Origin of the sequence: Paenibacillus pectinilyticus (genome assembly GCF_001700435.1) — a bacterium.
Lineage (GTDB): Bacteria > Bacillota > Bacilli > Paenibacillales > NBRC-103111 > Paenibacillus_E > Paenibacillus_E pectinilyticus.
The window spans coordinates 37578-59479 of the sequence record NZ_LYPC01000029.1 but is presented as its reverse complement, the minus strand read 5'-3'; the positions used below and the strand labels follow the sequence as shown (position 1 = coordinate 59479).

Below are 21902 nucleotides of genomic sequence, written 5' to 3'. Positions count from 1 at the left end.
TTGCTCGTCCTATTGTGAAAGCTGAAATGCTCATTTTGATGCTAGCGAGATTTTACAATCTCTTTTATAGTCGATTACTCGTTCGTGCTTACTCACTCGTTGTTCAGTTTTCAAAGATCAATTTCTTTCATTATTTCGTCGCCTGTTTAGCGGCGACTTTTTAAATATACCACATTGTCACACAAGATTGCAAGTCTTTTTTTCTAGACATTTTTTGATGAACATCTTGTCCACTTAAGACTTACTCGCTTTGTTTCGAAGTGACGAGTTATAAAATAACATAGGTAGAGAGGGTAAGTCAAGCACTCACCCCCTATTTTTTTTGAGCTTGATAATTACGATTCCTGGCATACTTTGAAATTTCCTTGGGCGTTGCCAAACGAGCATACATCCGGAAGATCACTTTATATCTGGATTCTATAGCTCCCTTTATCTCCTGATCAATTCGCTTATCGTTGAGATCGAATAGCATTTCATCCAATTCTTTGCGTAGTACATAGTCTAATTCTCTGCATTCTCTCTCATTGAACAAAAATCCGAGCATACATCCATCCAAACCCCTCTCGACTGTAGAGATTCATGGCACTAACAGTTCGTTAGGCAGACATGGCGGGCCAGTCAGGCTCCCTTCCATTTCCGCCTTATTGTTATGCTCAGATTTTGCCAGTTTTATGACAACGAGATTGAAAATATTTTACAAATGCACCAACCAGTAGGTAAGTGTACTTTCTATTATGGCTGCAAATAGAAGCAGAATAACGATTCCCACGCTAAGTGGCTTGGTCAATTGAAGAATCCTCCTTATTTCAAGGCGGGCACTTTTCTTCTCAATAGGTACAGCTACTTGCAGCCCCATTTTCCAAACCAGCATCCCTAATTTAAGTCCATATGCACACGCTATTAAAATAACAGGAATCTCGATGATTCCGTGGGGTAGTATTCCTTTTAGAACAACAGTTAACGTACTCCCATTCGTTTGGAGGGACAGTACATAACCCAGAATCATCCCATTCGCAATGATCATAAAAAGCGGCAGAATACCTAATAGCAGCCCCGTGAAGACTATGACAACCGACTTTATGGCATTATTTAAAAAGATTAAAACAAATAACCATAACTGTGGATTATCAGATGCATTGATTGTATTAATTGTTGGTTTAAGCCCCGCTAACTGCCCCTCTAGAAAGTGAGAGTACTGCCCAGAATTCGCCCATCCTAAATAAAAACTAAATCCAAATACCAAAACTACGACAATAAAGTAATGCTTCATTTCTTTAAAATGCGTTAAAAGCGGTCGCAAATTCATTTCTATTTCCTCCTATTTCAGAAGCATAAGTGCCCTGTGTACGAGCATACATTATTTACTAAAGGGTAAACAAGCTATAACAACTGCCTGACATAAGGGAGGTACAAGCTATTCATGAACTACTTTTTTGTCATTAATGCCCGTAAATTTAAACAATACTTATTCATTGCACTCGCCGTTATTTTCTCAGCAGCCATCATCTATTCCGAACAAAGTAATGTATCTGTCTTCATGAATTCTGAACCATCCGCGATCTATAGCGTACAGACTGAAAAGAAGGTCATCGCGCTAACCTTTGATATCTCCTGGGGGGATACGCGAGCAGAGCCTATTTTGAAAATCTTGAAGGATAACGGCGTGAAGGATGCGACCTTCTTCTTATCTTCCCCTTGGAGCAAAAGTCATCCAAACATTGTGGAGCACATTAAAAGTAACGGGTTCGAGATTGGCAGTCACGGCAACAAATTCGACAATTACAGTAGTCTTAGCGATGAAGAGATCCGCAAACAAATCTCTACGGCACATGGTATTTTGACAGAACTCATCGGAAAAGAGCCTAATCTTATTCGTCTCCCCAACGGTGATTTCGACAAACGTGTCCTGCGTATTGCCAATGATCTTGGCTATTCGGTTATCCAATGGGATACGGACTCACAGGATTGGCTGAATAAAGGGGTAGATACCATTGTTAACCGTGTAGTAAGCAAGGCTCATCCAGGAGATATCGTGCTGCTCCATGCGAGTGATTCCTCTCAACAAACAGCTGAAGCACTTCCAGCAATTATTGAACAATTACGCTCCAAAGGATATCAATTTGTGAGTGTGAGCGAGTTGATCAAACAAACCCAAGTTGATACTACACCCGTTGAAGATCAAGCGATGAAACAGATTCATTAATCTATAGATTTGAAAAAAAGAGCTAATTGAATTAGCTCTTTTTGTTTTCTACTATTTTATGAAGGGTCAAAATTTGCCATGCATTACAAACGAATAACGGTGCCAACATAAAGAGACTTGATGCCGCGTTATCCAGCTTTAATGCAGGTACAGCTTCTAGCACAGTTACCGCACTCATAAAGAATAACGTTGGAATAAAGGCGTTACGATTCGTCAACTTGACTTTCCAGTAACTCACGCCGATTGAAATTGCTAGGACAATTAGCGGAAGTATGAAGTATCCAAATAGAGATTCCGATGTCTCAAAATTGGTCTTCCTTAAGTAGACAAGATCTATTAACACAACTATGACAACAGCTAATTGCAACAGATCCCAGACTGTTTTGGAACGTATGATGCCTACTGCTATGAATCTAACAATTAAATAAGCAAAGAAACCCATCTGACTTAATACGCTGATTGTGGCCCCACCCAGAATCATATTCACGAGGTTAAATCCTACAGCGGATAAACCCATTACGGAAAATTCTTTGTCAGAAAATTGAAGGATAAGTCCAATTCCTGTGGAAACTACCATTCCTAATACTAGTGTTGTCCAAAATAAATGAAACCATTTACGCAACGTCACGTTCAATTACCTCCACACTTCAACTCTAATTGTTAATTGTACCAACCTTTGCGATAAAAAGCCAATACTAGGCCCTTATAATCTTACCCTAACCACACATACTAAGACCATCAAAGCTAAGGGAAGGGAGCACGCCGATATGTTAAAGTCCAGACTTAGAAAGCAACATATTCTACCGGTCATTTCAATGGCTTTACTTCTCACTTCTTGCGGAACCGACAACTCTTCACAAGGACAATCGCAAGCGAATACGTATAAAGAACAAAAAACGATGATCCTTGATATTCTCAAATCCGATGATGGAAAAAAAGCGATCAGCGCAGCAAATCGAAGCATCATGAATGGGGATGTTGGCTCTAACAGCATCTCTGGGCAGTCTCAAATTAAGCTACTGTCAGCCAATGAGTCTCTCCAGTTACAAATGGCCGTTAAGGATGTTCTGACTGCTAAAGAAAACAATATGTTCCTAACCGATATGATGAAGGATCCTAAGTTTGCCGGTGATTTCGCCAATGCGATTCAAAAAGAAACTAAACAGATGTTTAAAGAATTATTAAAGGATCCTACTTATCAAAAATCATTGATTGATGTGATGAAAAATCCAGATTATGAGAAGATGGTTCTTGATGTCATGAAAACAGCGCCATACCGACAACAAATGATGACTGTCATGGAAGAATCCATTCAGAGTCCGCTTTTCCGAGCTCAAATGGTTGAATTGCTAAAGTCCGCCATTGCCCAACAAAGTAAACCCGATCAAATGCCATCCGCAAAAAGCACCGACTCGAAGAGCGGCGATTCCGGCAAAGATCAGGACAAGCAAAGCGGGGATGAGAAACAGAAAGATGATTCCTCGGGAGATTCTGAAAAACAAGGAAGCGAGAAAAAGGGAAGTGAATCTGATTCTGGTTCCTAAACCAAAAAGGAAGAGGTTGCAGCTCAAGTCTGCTCCCTCTTCCTTTTTCTTTTTACTTCTGAAGCTTCGCGATAATTCTTTCAGCTACTTCCAAATAAATTTGGCCAGCCTTGGAATCTGCTTTATAAACGGATGGGGAGTAATCCTTCTCCGAGATATGGTTATCCGGAGCACCTAATGGGATCTGAGCCAAAAGCTCACTATGCAAATCTTCTGCTAGCTTAGCTCCGCCGCCTTTGCCAAAGATGTGGTCGATACTGCCGTCTTTGCTCTCATAATAGGACATGTTCTCGACAATGCCTAGAATTTCATGATCTGTTTGAATCGCCATAGCTCCAGCTCTCGCAGCTACGAAAGCTGCAGTAGCATGAGGCGTTGTCACGATGACTTCTTTACTCTGAGGGATAAGCTGATGCACATCTAGCGCTACATCTCCTGTACCTGGCGGAAGATCTAGCAAGATATATTCCACATCGCCCCAATTTACTTCATTGAAGAAATTGCGAAGCATTTTACCCAGCATCGGTCCACGCCAGACGACTGGCGCATTATCCTGAACGAAGAAGCCCATAGATATGACTTTAACGCCGAATTTCTCCACGGGAATTATCACATTCTCCACTAGTTGAGGTTGTTCTTCGATCCCCATCATATCCGGAATACTGAAGCCATAAATATCCGCGTCAATAATCCCAACCTTTTTACCTTTGCGAGCTAACGCAACAGCTAAGTTCACTGTGACAGTTGATTTCCCAACGCCACCTTTTCCACTCGCGACCGCAATAAATTCAACCGTAGAGGATTGTCCAAGAATCGGCTGCTGAATTGGGGGCTGAACAGGTTTGGATGTGTTTGCTTGCTCCGAATGTTGCTGTACAGGCTCTTCCATCCGATTCCGTTCGTGCTCTGTTAAAAGTCGAAAACGTATATGTACCTGAGGTATTCCTATATTGGCTAAAGCTTGCTGAATCGAAGCTCTAGCTTGTTCTTTAAACCCTTCATCCTCTGTTACGACAAGTAAGCTTAAGGAAACCGCATCTTCTTTAATCATAACATCGCGAATCAGGTTTAACTCTACTACGTTTTTATTGAAATGAGGTTCTACTAGCGTTTGCAACGCTTCTAGTATCTGATCTTTCTGTATCATAGCCACATCACACCTTTATTGAGACATTGTATTCGCGGCTTTAATTATAACACATTATGAGGAAGATCCCACTTTTTCTCCCGCAAAATATCTCAAAATCCCTTGATACACTGACGCTGCCAGCATCTTCTGGTAGTTCTCATCGGCCAACAATTTAGCCTCTTCCGGGTTGGATAGGAAGCCTACCTCAACAAGCGCGCTCGGTATTTTCAAGGTTTTTAACAAATATACGGTCTTATCCGCTAATTTCGCTACCCGATCCGTATTCTCTAAGTTCCTTCTTAATTCTGCTTGAATGAGTGCCGCTAAGTTGGGATTGTCAGGGTTATTCAAATAATAGAACGTTTGTGCGCCTCGCCACTTCTCTGACGGAATACTGTTCAAATGGATACTCAAAAACATATCGGCATTATTGTTTTGAATTAAATCAGCCCTGTTATGTAGATCTTGCGTCTTCCGTTTGCTATAGCCTTTAGTACCTGACTCCGCTAAATCTGTATCTGTTTCTCTTGTTAAAACAACAACAGCACCAGCCTGTTGTAAATAGTCGCGGAGCTGCAATGTGATCGCTAAATTAATATCTTTTTCAATGACGCCATCCTTACTCTCCGCCCCGCCATCTGGACCGCCGTGACCCGCATCTAAGGCAATTGTTTTGCCTGAGAGTGGAAGTGTCCAATCTGACCACGTTTTCGTTGTAGGGAGCTCGTACGCATAAATAAACACAACAAGTCCAACTAGTAATGCAGACAGCATTATTTTCAAACTCCCGTGAAAGGTCAGCCACACTACCAACCTCTTCTTCCTTTTACGCATAAAAAATCCACCTCTGTTCCCCTATAGACTCTGTAACATCTATATGGGACAGGGTGGACAAATATACCTGACTAGGCTTGATATTCAAGTGTTCTATTACTTGTGGAGACCGCACTCTGTTTTCTCAATACTTGCCCAACGTCCAGCGCGTGGATCTTCACCTTCTGCAACAGGGCGTGTGCAATGCGTGCAGCCGATACTTGGATAGTTACGATCATGTAGTGGGTTGTAAATCACATCGTTATCGCGGATATACTGCCAAACATCTTCCGAAGTCCATCCAGCAAGCGGATTAAACTTAATGAGACCAAATTTCACATCATACTCCACTTTTTTAGCGTTAGCACGTGTAGGCGCTTGGTCGCGGCGAATACCTGTAATCCAGGCATCATAATTCCTTAGAATATCTGTTAGCGGATCAACTTTACGAATGTTGCAGCATTGGTTCGCATCGCTTTTCCAAAGCTCATCGCCAAATTTCTCTGCTTGCTCTTCAAGCGTCAGCTTAGGCAGCACTTGAACAAACTTTGTTCCATAATGTTTCTCAAGACGGTCTTTCGTCTCGTATGTTTCATCAAAGTGTACATTCGTATCCAAATAAAAAATATCCACGTTCGGGTTAATTTTTTGAAGCATATCAACAAGCACCACATCTTCTGCGCCAAAACTGCATGCAAGAGTCAAGCTTGGGAATGTATCTACAGCAAATTTTAACAAAGCTTCAGGCGATTGATTTTCGAATTCTTCCGCAGCTTTCGTTACAAATGCTTCTTTTTCAAATAGATTCATCGTACGATTCCTCCAATAGTCGATAATCCCGACTGTTATTGTATGATTTATAATTTAATTATATCCGACAATTACGAAGTGTCAACGACTTTTCACCATTTTGGTATTAACTTTTTAGCGGATTAATCGGATAGTAAATGTAATCATGGCTTACCTACTCATACCTTATGCATAAAAGCACAAAAAAGAAAAACCTCTCCAGCCATAAAGCCGAAAAGGTTTTTCTTGCGTGCCAGAGGCACAAGATCTTAACGTTTGGAGAATTGAGGAGCACGACGTGCTGCTTTCAATCCGTATTTTTTACGCTCTTTCATACGGGAATCACGTGTTAGGAATCCAGCTTTTTTCAAGGATCCACGGTATTCCGGGTCAGCTTTCAACAATGCACGGGAAATACCGTGACGAATTGCTCCAGCTTGTCCGCTGATTCCGCCGCCATTTGCAAGAACTAGAACATCGTATTGACCGATTGTTTCAGTTAGAGCAAGTGGTTGTTTAACGATTAGCTTCAATGTTTCTAGACCGAAATACTCATCTAGATCACGTTTATTGATGATGATGCGTCCTTCACCCGGTATTAAGCGAACACGCGCTACCGAATGTTTACGACGACCCGTTCCATAATATTGAACTTGTGCCACGAAACGTTCCTCCTTATATTAACCGCGAAGATTCCAGACTTCTGGTAGTTGTGCTTGGTGCGGATGCTCTTCTCCACCGTAGACTTTAAGCTTAGTTTTCAAGCTGTCGCCTAGACGGTTCTTAGGAAGCATACCATGAACTGCGAATTCGATCATACGATCAGGCTTAGTGTTAAGTAGGTCCTGAGCGGAAGTCACTTTCAAACCACCTTGGTATAAAGAGTGACGGTAGTACATTTTGTTTTGCATTTTCTTACCAGTAAGCTTAATTTGGGAAGCATTGATAACAACAACGAAATCGCCTGTATCTACGTGTGGAGTGAACTCCGGTTTGTGCTTACCGCGGATAATGCTAGCAACTTCACTTGCAAGACGGCCAAGTGTTTGGCCTGCAGCGTCAACAATGTACCATTTACGCTCTACTTCATTTGGCTTAGCCATATATGTGGTGCGCATGCTTAATCCTCCTAAAAATATATCTGAAATACATAAGTTATAGTTGTTTAATTTACATAAGCGATGGATAGTTAGTGGTCATTTGTGATCAGGGGCTGTGGGGTAGCCGATCACGAAACGCCAAGTTATATTTTACACGATAATGTGTTAAGAAGCAAGTAGTGATGATAACTTTTTAATACTCGACTTTCCACAAGGTTAAACCCATAGCTTCGGCTGTAGGTCCCGCCTGAGACCGATCTCTGGCCTCGAGAACACGCAGCATATCGCTGGATGGTCTCTTACCCTCACCGATCTGTATTAGCGTGCCTACGATGATCCTAACCATGTTATAGAGGAATCCATTGCCCGTTATAATCAACCGGATCCGGTCCACTTTGCCTGTCGCCAAGAGATCATCCGTTTCGGTCTCCATACGTACCTGATATAAGGTTCTCACTTTGATTTCCTTATCCGTTCTTACGGTGCAAAACGAAGTAAAATCATGCTCACCTAGCAAACAAGGGAGCGCCTCTCTCATGGCTTCCACATTTAAATGCGTAGGATGGTGATATTCGAAATTGCGGTGAAAGACATCAGGGAAGCGCGCCGAACGAATCGTATAACAGTACGTTTTCCGTTTCGCGGCTTTGCGGGAGTGAAATGTAGGGAGGACTTCTTCCGCGGTATGTGCGACGATATCCTTGGGTAGTCTAGCATTTAGAGCTAAACACCATCGTTCCACTGGTATCTTAGAACTTGTAGTAAAGTTAATAACTTGTGCTTTCGCATGAACACCGGCATCTGTACGCCCTGATGAAATGACTTTCACCGTCTCACCTGTCAAAAGAAATACGGCCTGCTCTAACCGATATTGAATCGTGTCCGATTTGGGCTGCACTTGAAAGCCAGAGTAAGACGAGCCATCATAGCTTATGGTAAAACGTAGATTTCTCAAGGCTTGTTCCTCCATGAGTCATCCTTCCTACCTAGCCCGAGTACCCTCAGCGGCTCCCGGTCCTAGAATGCGATCCAAGACTGCAAAAAAAGGGCTTCACCAGAATCTAGTGATTCCGTCCACCCTTTCCCATCCGTCTTCTATGCGCGATCTACTAGCTCTAGGTAAACCATTGGTGCTGCGTCACCGCGGCGTGGTCCCAGTTTAAGAATACGTGTGTATCCACCTGGACGCTCGGAATAACGTGGTGCCAATTCAGAGAATAGTTTTTGAATCGCATCTTGATTTTCGTTAGCAGCTTCTCTACGAACAAAAGCAGCAACCTGACGGCGTGCATGAAGATCTCCGCGTTTCGCAAGAGTAATTAACTTCTCAGCGATTGAACGAATTTCTTTTGCCTTTGCTTCTGTTGTTTGAATGCGCTCATGTATGAACAGATCCGTTACCAGATCACGAAATAATGCTTTACGATTACTGGAATCGCGGTTCAATTTTCTGTAGTTCATTGAGTTAACCTCCTTCTGACACGATTATTCCTCGGTACGTAGACCCAATCCTAGCTCTTCGAGCTTCTCTTGAACTTCTTCAAGGGATTTGCGGCCTAAGTTCCGAACTTTCATCATGTCTTCTTCTGTTTTGGTAATCAGCTCTTGTACGGTATTAATCCCTGCACGTTTGAGGCAGTTATAAGAACGAACGGAAAGGTCTAGTTCTTCGATCGTCATCTCAAGAACTTTCTCTTTCTTATCTTCTTCCTTCTCAACCATGATCTCAGCGTCTTTGGCTTCATCCGTCAAACCGACGAACAAGTTCAAATGCTCAGTTAAGATTTTCGCGCCCAAGCTTACTGCTTCTTCTGGTCGAATACTTCCATCGGTCCACACTTCGAGGGTCAACTTATCATAGTTAGTCACTTGGCCGACGCGAGTATTCTCAATAGCGTAGTTTACCCGAGTAATAGGCGTGTAGATCGAATCAATTGGAATTACACCAATTGGTTGCTCTTCATGCTTATTTTTGTCTGATTGGACGTAACCGCGCCCTCTGCCCGCATGAATCCTCATGTGAAGACGTGCATCTGGAGATAAGGTTGCAATGTGTAAATCCGGGTTAAGGATCTCTACATCGCTATCACCACGGATATCAGCCGCAGTAATGTTACCTTCTCCTTCTGCATCAATTTCTAGCACTTTCTCCTCATCGGAGTGAATCTTCAACGATAAACCTTTCAGGTTGAGGATAATTTCCGTTACATCCTCAAGCACGCCAGGAATCGTTGAAAATTCGTGCAAAACGCCATCGATTTGGACAGAGGTTACTGCTGCCCCCGGTAAAGAGGACAGTAAGATACGACGTAGTGAGTTTCCTAAGGTTGTACCGTAGCCACGCTCCAACGGCTCGATGATAAATCTACCATAAGCGCCATCTTCACTTAATGCTACAGTTTCTATTTTTGGCTTTTCGATTTCGATCATGAAATGTACCCTCCATTCAATACGTCGGTTCCCTCTGGATACTTCGTTGAAAATTTCATAGTATGCCTATCCTTCAAACCATTATTCACGATTTTGGAATAATTATACTACAAAGTGATCCTGAATTATACACGACGACGTTTTGGAGGACGGCAGCCATTATGAGGAACCGGCGTCACGTCTTTAATCAGGTTTACTTCAAGACCTGCTGCTTGCAAAGAGCGGATTGCTGCTTCGCGGCCAGCGCCTGGACCTTTAACCATAACTTCAACTGTTTTCAAGCCGTGCTCCATTGCTGCTTTAGCTGCTTTTTCAGCTGCCATTTGTGCTGCGAAAGGAGTACTTTTACGGGAACCTTTAAATCCAAGGTTTCCTGAACTTGCCCAAGAAATTGCGTTACCATGTGGATCCGTGATCGTTACGATCGTGTTGTTAAATGTTGAACGGATGTGTGCTACACCGCTCTCAATATTTTTCCGGTCACGACGTTTCGTACGGACGACTTTTTTAGGTTTTGCCATTAGCTCTAACCCCCTTTATTATTTCTTCTTATTAGCTACTGTACGACGAGGACCTTTACGTGTACGAGCATTAGTTTTAGTACGTTGACCACGAACAGGAAGACCACGGCGGTGACGAAGACCACGGTAGGATCCGATTTCGATTAGACGTTTGATGTTAAGGGAAATTTCACGGCGAAGATCGCCTTCTACTTTAAGGGTTTTGTCAATTACATCACGGATTTTGCTCACTTCATCTTCAGTCAAGTCACGAACGCGAGTACTCGCATCGATACCTGTGGAAGCAATGATTTTCTGAGCAGTTGTAGTGCCGATACCGAAAATGTAAGTCAACGCGATTACAACTCGTTTGTCACGAGGTAAGTCAACTCCAGCTAAACGTGCCATCTACAGAATGCACCTCCTTTTAACCTTGTTTTTGTTTGTGCTTAGGATTTTCGCAAATTACCATTACATTGCCTTTACGGCGAATGACTTTACATTTTTCACAAATCGGTTTTACTGACGGTCTTACTTTCATTTTAAGCCCTCCTTTTTATCGTAAGCAACCATGTTGCGTTTTCGTTAGAAAACTTGCTTCGTAAGCATACGCCTTGAGAGAGTATTACTTCTAAGCCGAACATTTATTTAAAACGGTAGGTTATACGGCCTCTCGTCAAATCATAAGGCGATAATTCTACGGTAACCTTATCTCCAGGCAAAATGCGAATAAAATGCATTCTGATTTTTCCTGAAACATGGGCTAGGATTTTATGACCATTTTCCAATTCAACTTTAAACATTGCATTCGGAAGAGGTTCAATCACTGTACCTTCTACTTCAATTACATCTTCTTTGGCCACAGTCATTCTCCTTTCTCATGTGCTTCAACTTGCATAAGTTCAACGAATTTGGCGACTGCAAAGCGCAGCTTCCCATTAGTAACACGACCTGTTTCCCTAATGCTTGACTCCACTTCACTGCTAATCGTTTCTTGTAACTGAAGGTGATTCAGGTTCTTCTTCTTCGGTTGATCGAACTTACGATGATCGCCGTCGGCAAGCCAGACGAAACGATGATCAATAATACCAATCACGACCGCATATTCTCCGGGATCTCTACCGCGAAGCACCTTTACGATTTGACCCACTTGCGGAATCTTACTATCCACTCCATTCACCTACGATCTAGGCAAAGTCAATATTTCATAACCAGCTGCCGTTATAGCAACCGTATGTTCGAAATGAGCACATAGGGTACGATCCGTCGTGACTACGGTCCAATCGTCTTCGAGTGTTTGGACAAATCTTTCGCCAACAACCACCATGGGTTCAATGGCTAGGACCATGCCTGGTTTGAGCCTGGGACCTTTGTCAGGAATACCATAGTTCGGAATTTGTGGTTCTTCGTGAAGATCCGTTCCAATCCCATGGCCGACATACTCTATAACCACGGAGAAGCCTGCGTCTTCAATACAAGTTTGGATTGCATGCGACAACGTGTAGAGTCTAGCATCCGGTTTAGCTTCTGCAATGCCTCGATAGAGTGACGCTTCAGTCACAGTCAGCAAGCGCTGAGCCGTTTCAGAAATTTCACCGACAGGATATGTCCAAGCAGAATCTCCATGATAACCTTTATACTGAGCGCCAATATCAATAGAGATGATATCGCCCTCAACCAGCTTTCTTGGACCAGGAATACCATGAACTAATTCTTCGTTGACTGAAGCACAAATGCTTCCAGGAAAACCATTGTAACCTTTGAAAGATGGAATCGCTCCCTGACTGCGAATGAATTCCTCTGCGATCTGATCAAGTTCTTTCGTTGTAATGTTCGGACGAATCGCCCTTGCCAATAAGCGGTGCGTTTCGGCTACGATACGACCAGCTTCTCGCATTAGGTCTAGTTCAACCTCGGACTTACAAATGATCATTACGCTAGACCTCGTAGCAGTGAGCTAATTTGTTCGGTTACCGCATGAATGTCTTGTTCCCCGTTAACCTCACGCAATAATTCCCTCTTTTGGTAGTAATCCAGCAGCGGAGCCGTTTTATTGATGTATTCATCCAAACGTGTTCCGACTTTCTCTTCCGTATCATCAGATCGTTGGTACAACTCACCGGAACATTTATCGCATACGCCTTCTTGCTGAGGTGGGTTGAAGATGACATGATACGTAGAACCACAGGATTTACAAATTCTTCGGCCAGTTAGTCGTGCCAACAGATAACTACGATCAACAGCTAGATTGATTACGACCTCAATCTTCTTGCCAAGCGAATCAACGATTTCAGACAATGCATCTGCTTGAGCTACCGTTCGCGGAAACCCATCCAGCAAAAATCCTTTATCGCAATCCGGCTGTGCAAGACGCTCTCTCACGATACCATTCGTAATTTCATCAGGAACAAGTAGTCCCTTATCCACATATCCTTTGGCTTCGATACCCATCGGAGTACCTTGGCTCATAGCTGCGCGGAACGCGTCGCCTGTAGAGATATGAGGAATTTGAAATTCAGAAACGATTTTCTCTGCTTGCGTACCTTTGCCTGCACCAGGAGGCCCCATAAAAATTACGTTCACAATTAAAACCTCCCCATCGCACTCGGCATTACGAACAGCACAATAGGTGCCGATGTCGCAAAACTTGCCCCATCAGAACCTATTAGCTATTTATTGATGAATCCTTTGTAATGACGCTTAATCAATTGGCTCTCGATTTGCTTCATAGTCTCAAGACCAACGCCTACTACGATAAGTAAAGATGTACCACCTATCTTAACCGAACTAGGCAACCCGGCAAGTCCTCCAAACAACATTGGAAGAATAGAGATTGCTGAGAGAAACAAAGCTCCAGAAAGAGTAATTCTAGTCATTACGCGAGTCAGATAAGTCGATGTGGTTTTACCCGGTCTAATACCAGGTATGTATCCACCATTTTTCTTCATCTGGTCGGCCATTTGAACTGGATTAATTTGTACGAAGGTATAAAAGTATGTGAACCCAATAATCAGCAGTACATAAAGTACAATCGCTAATGGTGCAGTTTGGTTGATACTCAAGTTATTGATAATCCATTCTGCAACTACATTTCCTCTCCAGTAACTTGCAATGGTTGGAGGAAACATCAAAAGTGATAATGCAAAGATTACAGGGATAACACCAGCAGCATTCACTTTAAGTGGAATGTGTGTTGTTTGCCCACCATACATTTTACGTCCTACGACACGCTTCGCATATTGCACAGGGATCTTACGAACACCTTGTTGTACGAATATAACGCCAGCAATAATTAGAACAACGACAACAGCAATGATCACTAACTTCACGATACTTAAGAATACCGCTCCGTCACTTGTGAAAATTGAAGTATATAGTTGCTTCGTAGTTGTTGGAATCGCAGCAACGATACCGGAAAAGATGATAATGGAAATACCATTTCCAATCCCATACTCCGTGATTTGCTCACCTAACCACATCAAGAAAGCAGTACCTGCAGTCAATACGATGGCGATCATAGCGTAAGTTGTAAAGCCAGCATCAATCACTAGTCCGCTGTATAGGCGGTTAAAACCAATTGATAGACCAAAAGCTTGAATCAACCCTAGAACAATCGTACCGTAACGAGTTACTTGTGTCATTTTCTTTCTTCCAACATCGCCTTCTTTCGCCCATTGCGCAAAGCGCGGGATTACATCCATGGACAAAAGCTGAACGATGATTGAAGCTGTGATATAAGGCATAATTCCCATCGCGAAGATGGAGAATTGAAAGAGCGCACCACCAGAAAACGTGTTAAGCAAACCAAAGACATCGCTCTGATTCGCTTGATCTTGAAGTTTCAGAACATCTGTATTGATGTTAGGTACCGGAATGAAAGCACCTAAACGGTAGACGATTAGCAAGATAAGCGTGAATAGAATCCTTCTGCGTAAATCTTCTACTTTGAAGATGTTGGCTATGGTATTGAACATTAAATCACCTCGGTTTGACCGCCGGCAGCTTGGATTTTCTCAATCGCTGATTGAGAGAACTTATTCGCTTTAACGGTTAATTTTACTGTGATTTCACCGTTTCCTAAAATCTTGATGCCATCTTTAGGAGCTTTAACAATACCAGTCTCCATTAATACTTCTGGAGTCACTTCAGTACCAGCTGCGAAATTGTTCAAATCTTCAAGATTCACGATCGCGTACTCCGTACGGAAACGGTTCGTAAATCCACGTTTAGGTAAACGACGGTACAATGGGTTTTGTCCACCTTCGAACCCAGGACGAACGCCTCCACCGGAACGTGCGTTTTGACCTTTATGTCCGCGAGTTGATGTTTTACCCATACCACTACTTGTTCCACGTCCAACACGCTTAGGTGATTTACGAGCGCCAGTAGCAGAACTTAGCTCATGTAACTTCATCGTTGCACACCTCCTCTAGATCTTAAATTGTAATTCTATGCTTCGATTTCTTTAACTTCTACCAAATGGCTTACTTGATTAACCATGCCTCTGATTGCTGCATTATCTTGGTGAAGAACAGTTTGGTTAATCTTGCGAAGACCAAGTGTTTTCACAGTAACGCGTTGCGTTTCAGGACGGCCGATCAAGCTGCGTTTTAGGGTAACCTGTAATTGTTTAGCCATGTTTACCCCTCCTAACCTAATAGCTCTTGAACAGTTTTACCACGAAGCTTTGCAACTTCTTCCGCTTTTTTCAAGCGGCTTAAGCCTTCAAGCGTTGCGTTAACCATGTTCATGGAGTTCGATGAACCTAGGGATTTTGTCAAGATATCGCCAACACCAGCAAGTTCAAGTACTGCACGAACTGGTCCGCCTGCGATAACTCCTGTACCTTGGGATGCCGGTTTCAATAGAACGCGTCCTGCGCCAAATTTACCAGTAACAAGGTGAGGAATCGAAGTGCCTACGATAGGAACATGAATCAAGTTCTTTTTCGCATCTTCAATGCCTTTACGGATCGCATCTGGAACTTCGGAAGCTTTACCGATTCCTGCACCAACCCAGCCATTGCCATCGCCAACGACAACAAGTGCGCTGAAGCTGAAACGACGTCCGCCTTTTACTACTTTAGCTACGCGATTAATATTTACAACTTTTTCTGTTAGCTCTAAAGTATTAGGATCTACACGCAAGTCTTTTACCTCCTTATTAATGTATTTCTTAGAATTCAAGTCCAGCTTCACGAGCTGCGTCAGCTAATGCTTGAACACGTCCATGATAAAGGTATCCACCGCGGTCAAAAACCACTTGAACTACACCTTTTTCTTTCGCACGTGCCGCGATTAATGCGCCAACTTTACGAGCAGCTTCAACGTTTCCACCGTTACCAACTTCACTTTTAAGCTCTTTATCTTGCGTAGATGCTGCAACGATAGTTGCACCAGTAGTATCATCGATAAGTTGAGCATACATATGCTTGGAAGAACGGAAAATGTTCAAGCGTGGGCGAAGAGTTGTACCTTCAATTTTCTTACGAACACGAAGGTGTCTTTTCAGACGAGCTTTGTTTTTATCGCTTTTAGTAATCATCTATACTTACACTCCTTTCATCATCTTATGATGCGAGGCTTATGCTTACGTAGCAAGTTTTCCTAAGAAAACTCTTAGCTATTACCCGCGATCTTTCGATCTTATTTCTTCTTACCAGCTTTACCTTCTTTACGAAGAATGCGTTCGCCTTCATACTTGATACCTTTACCTTTATACGGCTCTGGTTCACGTACGGAACGAACTTTAGCTGCCATAGCGCCAACTAGCTCTTTATCAATACCTTTAACGATAATCTTTGTGTTTGATGGAACATCAAACTCAATACCGTTCTCAGGGTTGATTTCAACTGGATGGGAGTACCCAACGTTGAGAACCAATTTGTCACCGCTTTTGTTTGCACGGTAACCAACGCCTACTAGATCCAACGATTTCGTGAACCCTTCCGTAACACCACTTACCATGTTGGCAACAACACTACGTGTTGTACCATGCAGGGAACGGTGGAGTTTGTTATCGGAAGGACGCTCAACAGAAATCTCGTTCTCTAGAACGTTTACTTTCATATCAATATGAAGTACACGGGTCAAAGAACCTTTAGGTCCACTAACCGTGATTTGAGTATTGTCTAGTGTTACATTTACACCACTTGGAATGGTGATTGGCTTACGACCAATACGAGACATGTTTGCACCTCCATTCAATTACAATTGTATTACCAAACGTAGCAGATAACCTCTCCGCCAGCTTTGGATTGACGAGCATCTTTATCCGTCATAACTCCTTGAGACGTGGAGATGATGGCAATCCCTAATCCGCCCAGAACACGAGGGACTTCTTGTGATTTAGTGTAAACGCGTAGACCTGGTTTCGAAATTCTTTTCAAACCAGAGATAACACGCTCGTTGTTTGAACCATATTTCAGGAACAAACGGATGATACCTTGTTTGCTATCTTGAACGTATTCAGCATCACGGATAAATCCTTCTTTTTTAAGGATTTCAGCGATTTCCCTTTTCACTTTTGATGCAGGGATTTCAACTGTCTCATGACGTACGATGTTCGCATTACGAATGCGTGTTAGCATATCTGCAATTGGATCTGACATGACCATTTTGTGTAAACCTCCTTCCCGAAAATAGGGTGATTACCAGCTTGCTTTTTTCACGCCTGGAATCTGACCCAAGTGTGCTAATTCGCGGAAACAAATCCGACAAATTTTAAACTTGCGAAGCACTGAATGCGGACGTCCGCAGCGCTCACAACGTGTGTATGCTTGCACCTTAAACTTCGGGGTACGTTGCTGTTTGACTTTCATCGAAGTTTTTGCCACTTAATATAACACCTCCTGATAGGTACGACTGGTAACCTATTTTACGAAAGGCGCTCCGAGTTGTGTTAAAAGCTCGCGAGCTTCCTCGTCGGACTTAGCCGTCGTTACGATAACAATATCCATACCACGAACTTTATCGATTTTATCATACTCAATTTCAGGGAAAATGAGTTGTTCTTTCAAACCAAGTGTGTAGTTACCGCGACCATCAAATGCTTTGTTGGAAATACCGCGGAAGTCACGTACACGTGGAAGTGATACGTTGAATAGTTTATCCAAGAAGTGATACATACGCTCACCACGAAGAGTTACTTTCGCGCCGATCGGCATATTTTCACGAAGTTTGAAACCCGCGATCGCTTTTTTGGATTTTGTTACAACTGGTTTTTGACCAGAGATCTTTTGAAGATCTTCTACTGCAGTGTCAAGTACTTTGGAGTTCGAAACAGCCTCACCAACACCCATGTTGATAACGATTTTTTCGATTTTCGGCACTTGCATAACTGTTGTGTAGTTGAACTTTTGAATTAATGCAGGCGTAATTTCGTTCAAGTAACGATCTTTCAATCTTACTGCCATAGCTTAGATTGCCTCCTTTCCATACATGTGTGTATTAGTCGATAACTTCGCCGGATTTTTTCGCAATGCGAACTTTCGTTCCGTTATCCAATACTTTGTATCCTACGCGAGTAGGTTTGCCGCTCTTAGGATCAATTAGCATCACGTTAGAAACGTGGATTGCAGCTTCTTGATTCAAGATACCGCCTTGTGGGTTCAGTTGGGATGGTTTCGCATGTTTCTTAACCATGTTTACACCTTCAACAAGAACACGATTTTGACGAGGGTAAGCTGCGATAACGCGGCCTTTTTTACCTTTGTCTTTACCCGTGATAACAAAAACAGTGTCGTCTTTTTTCACGTGCAATTTATTGTTATGAGATTCTAGTCTCTTTTTTAGTCTTGGCATTAGCTTCTACACCTCCTGGGGTTTTCCACAATGGAAAACAACATCGTAACACGTTTTAGATAACTTCTGGAGCCAAGGATACGATCTTCATGAAGTCTCTATCGCGAAGTTCGCGAGCAACTGGTCCGAAGATACGAGTACCACGTGGGCTTTTATCTTCTTTCACGATAACAGCTGCATTCTCATCGAATGAGATATATGAACCGTCTTTACGGCGAGCACCGCTCTTCGTACGAACGATAACTGCTTTAACAACGTCACCTTTTTTGACAACGCCACCTGGTGTTGCTTCTTTTACTGAACATACGATCAAATCACCAATGTGACCAACGCGACGACCAGTACCACCCAAAACGCGGATACACATTAATTGTTTCGCACCTGAGTTGTCAGCGACAGCCAAACGAGTAAATGGTTGAATCATCGTATTCCCTCCTTTCGGGGTTCATATCTAGAATATTAGATAACAACTGCCACTTCAAGAATTTCAACCAGTCTCCAACTTTTATCTTTGGACAACGGTCTAGTTTCACTGATTTTCACAGTGTCACCAATCTTAGCTTGGTTGTTTTCATCATGCGCTTTGAACTTCTTTGTAGATTTAATTCTTTTGTGGTAGAGTTCATGTTTTTTGTAAGTTTCAACAGCCACAACAATGGTTTTATCCATTTTATCGCTGACAACTTTACCGATCAGAACTTTACGATCGTTACGTTCAGTCATCTAAGGAACACTCCCTTCTAGATTTGGTTACCCAATACCCAGTTCTCTTTCACGCAAAATAGTCTTGGCACGAGCGATCTCTTTACGCAAATCACGAATCTGAGTCGGGTTGTCCAATTGACCAGTAGCTAGTTGAAAACGGAGGTTAAAGAGTTCTTCTTTAAAACCATTAACTTTTTGCTCGATTTCAGCAGTGGTTAAGTTCCGGAATTCACTACCCTTCATTTGCTTCACCGCCTACTTCTTCTCTTTTCACGAACTTCGTTTTGATTGGAAGCTTGTGAGCAGCAAGACGCATTGCTTCACGAGCAACCTCTTCGCTTACACCTGCTAGTTCAAACAAAATTTTGCCCGGTTTTACTACGGCAACCCATTTTTCCACGCTACCTTTACCACTACCCATACGAACTTCAAGTGGTTTTTGTGTAACTGGTTTTGCTGGGAAAATTTTAATCCATACTTTACCGCCACGTTTGATGTAACGTGTCATGGCAATACGTGCTGCTTCGATTTGACGGTTGGAAACCCAAGCCGGTTCTACCGCTTGCAGACCATATTCGCCAAAAGCAACTTCCGTACCGCCTTTAGCGCGACCTTTCATGTTACCGCGGTGTTCTTTACGGTGTTTTACACGTTTAGGTACTAACATGATTTAATTTCCTCCTTCCGGCTGAGCCTTTTTCTTAGCTGTCGGAAGCACTTCTCCACGGTAGATCCATACTTTAACACCAATACGTCCATAAGTAGTGGCTGCTTCAGCCGTACCATAGTCGATATCCGCACGAAGTGTATGAAGTGGAACAGTTCCTTCGCTATATCCTTCCGTACGAGCAATCTCAGCACCGCCAAGACGTCCGCTAGTTGCAACTTTAATACCTTTTGCTCCGGATCTCATTGTTCTTTGCATAGCTTGCTTCATAGCACGACGGAATGATACACGACGCTCCAATTGAAGTGCAACAGCTTCAGCTACTAGGATAGCATCAAGATCTGGGTGTTTGATTTCAGAAATGTTGATATGAACTTTTTTGTTCGACATAGCTGCGATGTAGTTACGAATAACTTCAACTTCAGCTCCGCCTTTACCAATAACCATTCCTGGCTTAGCAGTATGAATCGTTACGTTAACACGGTTAGCCGCGCGCTCGATATCGATATGGGAAACTGCTGAGTCTTTAAGTTTATTTTTTAAGTATTCGCGGATTTTGACATCTTCAAGCAGCAGAGTTCCGAAATCTTTTTCTGCGAACCATTTGGATTCCCAATCACGAATGACACCAATTCTAAAACCTATCGGGTGTACTTTCTGACCCACACGTTACCCCTCCTTATTTTTCAGATACCACGATTGTGATGTGGCTGGTACGTTTTTTGATCGCGCTAGCGCGGCCCATTGCACGTTGTTGGAATCTTTTCATTGTTGGCCCTTGATTTACGAAAGTCTCGGATACAACAAGTTTGTTTGGATCTAATGAATAGTTATGCTCTGCATTGGCAATTGCGGAATTTAATAGTTTCTCCAGAATTGGAGAAGCTGCCTTCGGTGTATGACGCAAAATTGCGATCGCTTCACCTACCGCTTTTCCCCGAATCAAGTCAACAACTAGCTTTGCTTTACGAGGAGCAATCCGAGCGTGGTTCAATATTGCTTTAGCTTGCATGGTAGTACCTCCTCTCGGTTAAAAATGAATTAACGTTTTCCGGTTTTCTTATCGTCATCGTGACCTTTATACGTACGTGTTGGAGCAAATTCACCAAGCTTATGCCCAACCATATCTTCCGTTACATATACTGGCACGTGTTTTCTTCCGTCATATACTCCGAAAGTGTGACCAACGAATTGCGGGTAAATTGTAGAACGACGGGACCACGTTTTGACAACTAGTTTCTTGCCAGAAGTGTTCAAGTCCTCTACTTTTTTCAGTAAGTGTCCATCGATAAATGGACCCTTCTTTAAGCTGCGACCCATGGGTGTTCCTCCCTTCCTTGAACCTCAAGAGAATTCATATATCCGCGATTTTTACTTCGTACGACGACGTACAATGTATTTATCGGATGCTTTACCTTTTTTACGAGTTTTGAAACCAAGCGTCGGTTTACCCCATGGAGACATAGGTGATTTACGTCCGATTGGTGCACGTCCTTCACCACCACCGTGTGGGTGATCATTCGGGTTCATAACAACCCCACGAACTTGTGGACGATTGCCTTTCCAACGATTACGTCCTGCTTTACCGATTTTCACTAGTTCGTGATCTTCGTTACCAACAGAACCGATAGTCGCGCGGCAAACTTTAAGTACTTTACGAACTTCACCGGATGAAAGGCGAATGGTTACGTAAGTCTCTTCTTTACCAAGCAATTGAGCTTCTGTACCAGCTGCGCGCACTAATTGTGCACCTTTACCAGGCTTCAACTCAATGTTGTGGATAACTGTACCAACTGGAATGTTTTCCAATGGAAGAGCGTTACCTACTTTGATATCTGCTTGTGGTCCAGAAACGATACGATCGTCCACTTTAAGACCTTTAGGAGCGATGATGTATTTTTTCTCGCCATCAGCATAATGGATCAATGCGATGTTCGCGGAACGGTTAGGATCGTACTCAACTGTAGCAACGCGTCCTGGTATTCCATCTTTAGTACGTTTGAAATCGATGATACGGTATTTACGCTTGTGTCCACCACCATGGTGACGAACCGTAATTTTACCTTGGTTGTTACGACCAGCATGCTTGAACAATGGTGCAAGCAAGGATTTCTCCGGTGTTGATGTTGTGATTTCTTCAAAAGTAGAAACCGACATCGCACGACGTGCTGGTGAGGTTGGTTTATATTTTTTAATTGGCACTCTGTTTCCTCCTTACTT

Annotated in this window: 38 protein-coding genes; 2 read left to right on the top strand and 36 right to left on the bottom strand. The window is 42.8% G+C overall.

The window, feature by feature from the left end; genetic code table 11:
* Window positions 1-313: 313 nt before the first annotated feature.
* Both A8709_RS35345 and A8709_RS31790 read right to left on the bottom strand, forming a co-directional pair.
* Entirely contained in the window at window positions 314-544 is a 231-nt protein-coding gene (locus A8709_RS35345; protein WP_056618222.1) for a hypothetical protein, read from the bottom strand.
* A gap of 150 nt (window positions 545-694) precedes the next feature.
* A complete protein-coding gene (locus A8709_RS31790) occupies window positions 695-1306 on the bottom strand; it encodes a stage II sporulation protein M (RefSeq protein ID WP_065858882.1) in 612 nt (203 codons plus the stop codon).
* Between the two features lie 114 nt (window positions 1307-1420).
* Between A8709_RS31790 and pdaB the strand changes: the two genes are divergently transcribed.
* Window positions 1421-2203 (top strand): polysaccharide deacetylase family sporulation protein PdaB, encoded by a 783-nt coding sequence (pdaB, locus tag A8709_RS31785; protein ID WP_065858880.1) that lies wholly within the window; start codon window positions 1421-1423, stop codon window positions 2201-2203.
* 31 nt (window positions 2204-2234) lie between these two features.
* Here pdaB and A8709_RS31780 read toward each other — a convergent pair whose 3' ends face one another.
* A complete protein-coding gene (locus tag A8709_RS31780; protein WP_065858878.1) occupies window positions 2235-2831 on the bottom strand; it encodes a KinB-signaling pathway activation protein in 597 nt (198 codons plus the stop codon).
* Between the two features lie 139 nt (window positions 2832-2970).
* Here A8709_RS31780 and gerD point away from each other — a divergent pair, with 139 nt between their 5' ends.
* The gene (gene gerD, locus A8709_RS31775) at window positions 2971-3747 is read left to right on the top strand and encodes a spore germination lipoprotein GerD (protein ID WP_065858876.1); all 777 of its coding nucleotides are present in this window, start codon (window positions 2971-2973) and stop codon (window positions 3745-3747) included.
* Between the two features lie 52 nt (window positions 3748-3799).
* Here the strand turns inward: gerD and A8709_RS31770 are convergent, their stop codons facing one another.
* From A8709_RS31770 to rplB, 33 genes are all read right to left on the bottom strand, one after another.
* Complete coding sequence (locus A8709_RS31770) at window positions 3800-4894, bottom strand: Mrp/NBP35 family ATP-binding protein (protein ID WP_065858875.1); 1095 nt, start codon at window positions 4892-4894, stop codon at window positions 3800-3802.
* A gap of 54 nt (window positions 4895-4948) precedes the next feature.
* A complete protein-coding gene (gene cwlD, locus A8709_RS31765) occupies window positions 4949-5710 on the bottom strand; it encodes an N-acetylmuramoyl-L-alanine amidase CwlD (protein ID WP_065858873.1) in 762 nt (253 codons plus the stop codon).
* A gap of 96 nt (window positions 5711-5806) precedes the next feature.
* The gene (locus tag A8709_RS31760) at window positions 5807-6499 is read right to left on the bottom strand and encodes a phosphoadenylyl-sulfate reductase (RefSeq protein WP_065858871.1); all 693 of its coding nucleotides are present in this window, start codon (window positions 6497-6499) and stop codon (window positions 5807-5809) included.
* 248 nt (window positions 6500-6747) lie between these two features.
* The gene (rpsI, locus tag A8709_RS31755; RefSeq protein WP_028557465.1) at window positions 6748-7140 is read right to left on the bottom strand and encodes a 30S ribosomal protein S9; all 393 of its coding nucleotides are present in this window, start codon (window positions 7138-7140) and stop codon (window positions 6748-6750) included.
* A gap of 18 nt (window positions 7141-7158) precedes the next feature.
* Entirely contained in the window at window positions 7159-7596 is a 438-nt protein-coding gene (gene rplM / locus A8709_RS31750) for a 50S ribosomal protein L13 (RefSeq protein ID WP_065858869.1), read from the bottom strand.
* Window positions 7597-7771: 175 nt separating this feature from the next.
* Complete coding sequence (truA, locus tag A8709_RS31745) at window positions 7772-8533, bottom strand: tRNA pseudouridine(38-40) synthase TruA (protein WP_065858886.1); 762 nt, start codon at window positions 8531-8533, stop codon at window positions 7772-7774.
* Window positions 8534-8673: 140 nt separating this feature from the next.
* On the bottom strand, window positions 8674-9039 hold the full coding sequence (rplQ, locus tag A8709_RS31740) for a 50S ribosomal protein L17 (protein WP_056618253.1): 366 nt from the start codon (window positions 9037-9039) through the stop codon (window positions 8674-8676).
* A 24-nt stretch (window positions 9040-9063) separates the two neighbouring features.
* Window positions 9064-10008, bottom strand: coding sequence for a DNA-directed RNA polymerase subunit alpha (locus A8709_RS31735; protein WP_028557469.1), 945 nt, complete (start codon window positions 10006-10008; stop codon window positions 9064-9066).
* 125 nt (window positions 10009-10133) lie between these two features.
* Window positions 10134-10529 carry a 30S ribosomal protein S11 gene (rpsK, locus tag A8709_RS31730; RefSeq protein WP_028557470.1) on the bottom strand — a complete coding sequence of 132 codons (396 nt, stop codon included), beginning with the start codon at window positions 10527-10529 and terminating at the stop codon, window positions 10134-10136.
* Window positions 10530-10547: 18 nt separating this feature from the next.
* The gene (gene rpsM / locus A8709_RS31725; protein WP_028557471.1) at window positions 10548-10916 is read right to left on the bottom strand and encodes a 30S ribosomal protein S13; all 369 of its coding nucleotides are present in this window, start codon (window positions 10914-10916) and stop codon (window positions 10548-10550) included.
* Window positions 10917-10935: 19 nt separating this feature from the next.
* A complete protein-coding gene (rpmJ, locus tag A8709_RS31720) occupies window positions 10936-11049 on the bottom strand; it encodes a 50S ribosomal protein L36 (protein ID WP_003333770.1) in 114 nt (37 codons plus the stop codon).
* A 103-nt stretch (window positions 11050-11152) separates the two neighbouring features.
* Window positions 11153-11371, bottom strand: coding sequence for a translation initiation factor IF-1 (gene infA, locus A8709_RS31715; protein WP_009676800.1), 219 nt, complete (start codon window positions 11369-11371; stop codon window positions 11153-11155).
* A gap of 2 nt (window positions 11372-11373) precedes the next feature.
* The gene (locus A8709_RS31710) at window positions 11374-11688 is read right to left on the bottom strand and encodes a KOW domain-containing RNA-binding protein (RefSeq protein ID WP_208607781.1); all 315 of its coding nucleotides are present in this window, start codon (window positions 11686-11688) and stop codon (window positions 11374-11376) included.
* Window positions 11689-12441 (bottom strand): type I methionyl aminopeptidase, encoded by a 753-nt coding sequence (map, locus tag A8709_RS31705; protein WP_065858866.1) that lies wholly within the window; start codon window positions 12439-12441, stop codon window positions 11689-11691.
* On the bottom strand, window positions 12441-13091 hold the full coding sequence (locus tag A8709_RS31700) for an adenylate kinase (protein ID WP_056618263.1): 651 nt from the start codon (window positions 13089-13091) through the stop codon (window positions 12441-12443). The genes map and A8709_RS31700 overlap by 1 nt, the downstream gene beginning before the upstream one ends.
* 86 nt (window positions 13092-13177) lie before the next feature.
* On the bottom strand, window positions 13178-14482 hold the full coding sequence (gene secY / locus A8709_RS31695) for a preprotein translocase subunit SecY (protein ID WP_065858864.1): 1305 nt from the start codon (window positions 14480-14482) through the stop codon (window positions 13178-13180).
* Window positions 14482-14922, bottom strand: a complete 441-nt coding sequence (gene rplO / locus A8709_RS31690; RefSeq protein WP_056618269.1) for a 50S ribosomal protein L15 — start codon at window positions 14920-14922, stop codon at window positions 14482-14484. Before rplO ends, secY begins: the two co-directional genes overlap by 1 nt.
* A 35-nt stretch (window positions 14923-14957) precedes the next feature.
* Window positions 14958-15146, bottom strand: coding sequence for a 50S ribosomal protein L30 (gene rpmD / locus A8709_RS31685; RefSeq protein ID WP_057313449.1), 189 nt, complete (start codon window positions 15144-15146; stop codon window positions 14958-14960).
* Between the two features lie 11 nt (window positions 15147-15157).
* Window positions 15158-15655, bottom strand: a complete 498-nt coding sequence (gene rpsE, locus A8709_RS31680) for a 30S ribosomal protein S5 (RefSeq protein WP_056618277.1) — start codon at window positions 15653-15655, stop codon at window positions 15158-15160.
* Between the two features lie 28 nt (window positions 15656-15683).
* Window positions 15684-16052, bottom strand: a complete 369-nt coding sequence (rplR, locus tag A8709_RS31675) for a 50S ribosomal protein L18 (RefSeq protein ID WP_057313450.1) — start codon at window positions 16050-16052, stop codon at window positions 15684-15686.
* Between the two features lie 101 nt (window positions 16053-16153).
* Window positions 16154-16696 carry a 50S ribosomal protein L6 gene (gene rplF, locus A8709_RS31670; protein ID WP_065858862.1) on the bottom strand — a complete coding sequence of 181 codons (543 nt, stop codon included), beginning with the start codon at window positions 16694-16696 and terminating at the stop codon, window positions 16154-16156.
* A gap of 29 nt (window positions 16697-16725) precedes the next feature.
* Window positions 16726-17124 carry a 30S ribosomal protein S8 gene (rpsH, locus tag A8709_RS31665; protein ID WP_028557481.1) on the bottom strand — a complete coding sequence of 133 codons (399 nt, stop codon included), beginning with the start codon at window positions 17122-17124 and terminating at the stop codon, window positions 16726-16728.
* Window positions 17125-17157: 33 nt separating this feature from the next.
* The gene (locus A8709_RS31660; RefSeq protein WP_028557482.1) at window positions 17158-17343 is read right to left on the bottom strand and encodes a type Z 30S ribosomal protein S14; all 186 of its coding nucleotides are present in this window, start codon (window positions 17341-17343) and stop codon (window positions 17158-17160) included.
* Window positions 17344-17379: 36 nt separating this feature from the next.
* Window positions 17380-17922, bottom strand: coding sequence for a 50S ribosomal protein L5 (rplE, locus tag A8709_RS31655; RefSeq protein ID WP_065858860.1), 543 nt, complete (start codon window positions 17920-17922; stop codon window positions 17380-17382).
* Between the two features lie 34 nt (window positions 17923-17956).
* Window positions 17957-18310, bottom strand: a complete 354-nt coding sequence (rplX, locus tag A8709_RS31650) for a 50S ribosomal protein L24 (protein WP_081787661.1) — start codon at window positions 18308-18310, stop codon at window positions 17957-17959.
* A 55-nt stretch (window positions 18311-18365) separates the two neighbouring features.
* The gene (rplN, locus tag A8709_RS31645) at window positions 18366-18734 is read right to left on the bottom strand and encodes a 50S ribosomal protein L14 (protein WP_028557485.1); all 369 of its coding nucleotides are present in this window, start codon (window positions 18732-18734) and stop codon (window positions 18366-18368) included.
* 35 nt (window positions 18735-18769) lie between these two features.
* Window positions 18770-19033: a 30S ribosomal protein S17 gene (gene rpsQ, locus A8709_RS31640; RefSeq protein ID WP_028557486.1), complete on the bottom strand. Its 264-nt coding sequence runs from the start codon at window positions 19031-19033 to the stop codon at window positions 18770-18772.
* Between the two features lie 27 nt (window positions 19034-19060).
* Complete coding sequence (gene rpmC, locus A8709_RS31635; protein ID WP_028557487.1) at window positions 19061-19258, bottom strand: 50S ribosomal protein L29; 198 nt, start codon at window positions 19256-19258, stop codon at window positions 19061-19063.
* Complete coding sequence (rplP, locus tag A8709_RS31630; RefSeq protein ID WP_028557488.1) at window positions 19248-19682, bottom strand: 50S ribosomal protein L16; 435 nt, start codon at window positions 19680-19682, stop codon at window positions 19248-19250. The genes rpmC and rplP overlap by 11 nt, the downstream gene beginning before the upstream one ends.
* Before the next feature lie 3 nt (window positions 19683-19685).
* Window positions 19686-20348, bottom strand: a complete 663-nt coding sequence (gene rpsC / locus A8709_RS31625; RefSeq protein WP_028557489.1) for a 30S ribosomal protein S3 — start codon at window positions 20346-20348, stop codon at window positions 19686-19688.
* Between the two features lie 13 nt (window positions 20349-20361).
* Window positions 20362-20694: a 50S ribosomal protein L22 gene (gene rplV / locus A8709_RS31620; RefSeq protein ID WP_028557490.1), complete on the bottom strand. Its 333-nt coding sequence runs from the start codon at window positions 20692-20694 to the stop codon at window positions 20362-20364.
* A 29-nt stretch (window positions 20695-20723) separates the two neighbouring features.
* Complete coding sequence (gene rpsS / locus A8709_RS31615) at window positions 20724-21002, bottom strand: 30S ribosomal protein S19 (RefSeq protein WP_028557491.1); 279 nt, start codon at window positions 21000-21002, stop codon at window positions 20724-20726.
* 51 nt (window positions 21003-21053) lie between these two features.
* Window positions 21054-21884: a 50S ribosomal protein L2 gene (gene rplB / locus A8709_RS31610; protein ID WP_028557492.1), complete on the bottom strand. Its 831-nt coding sequence runs from the start codon at window positions 21882-21884 to the stop codon at window positions 21054-21056.
* Window positions 21885-21902: the final 18 nt, after the last annotated feature.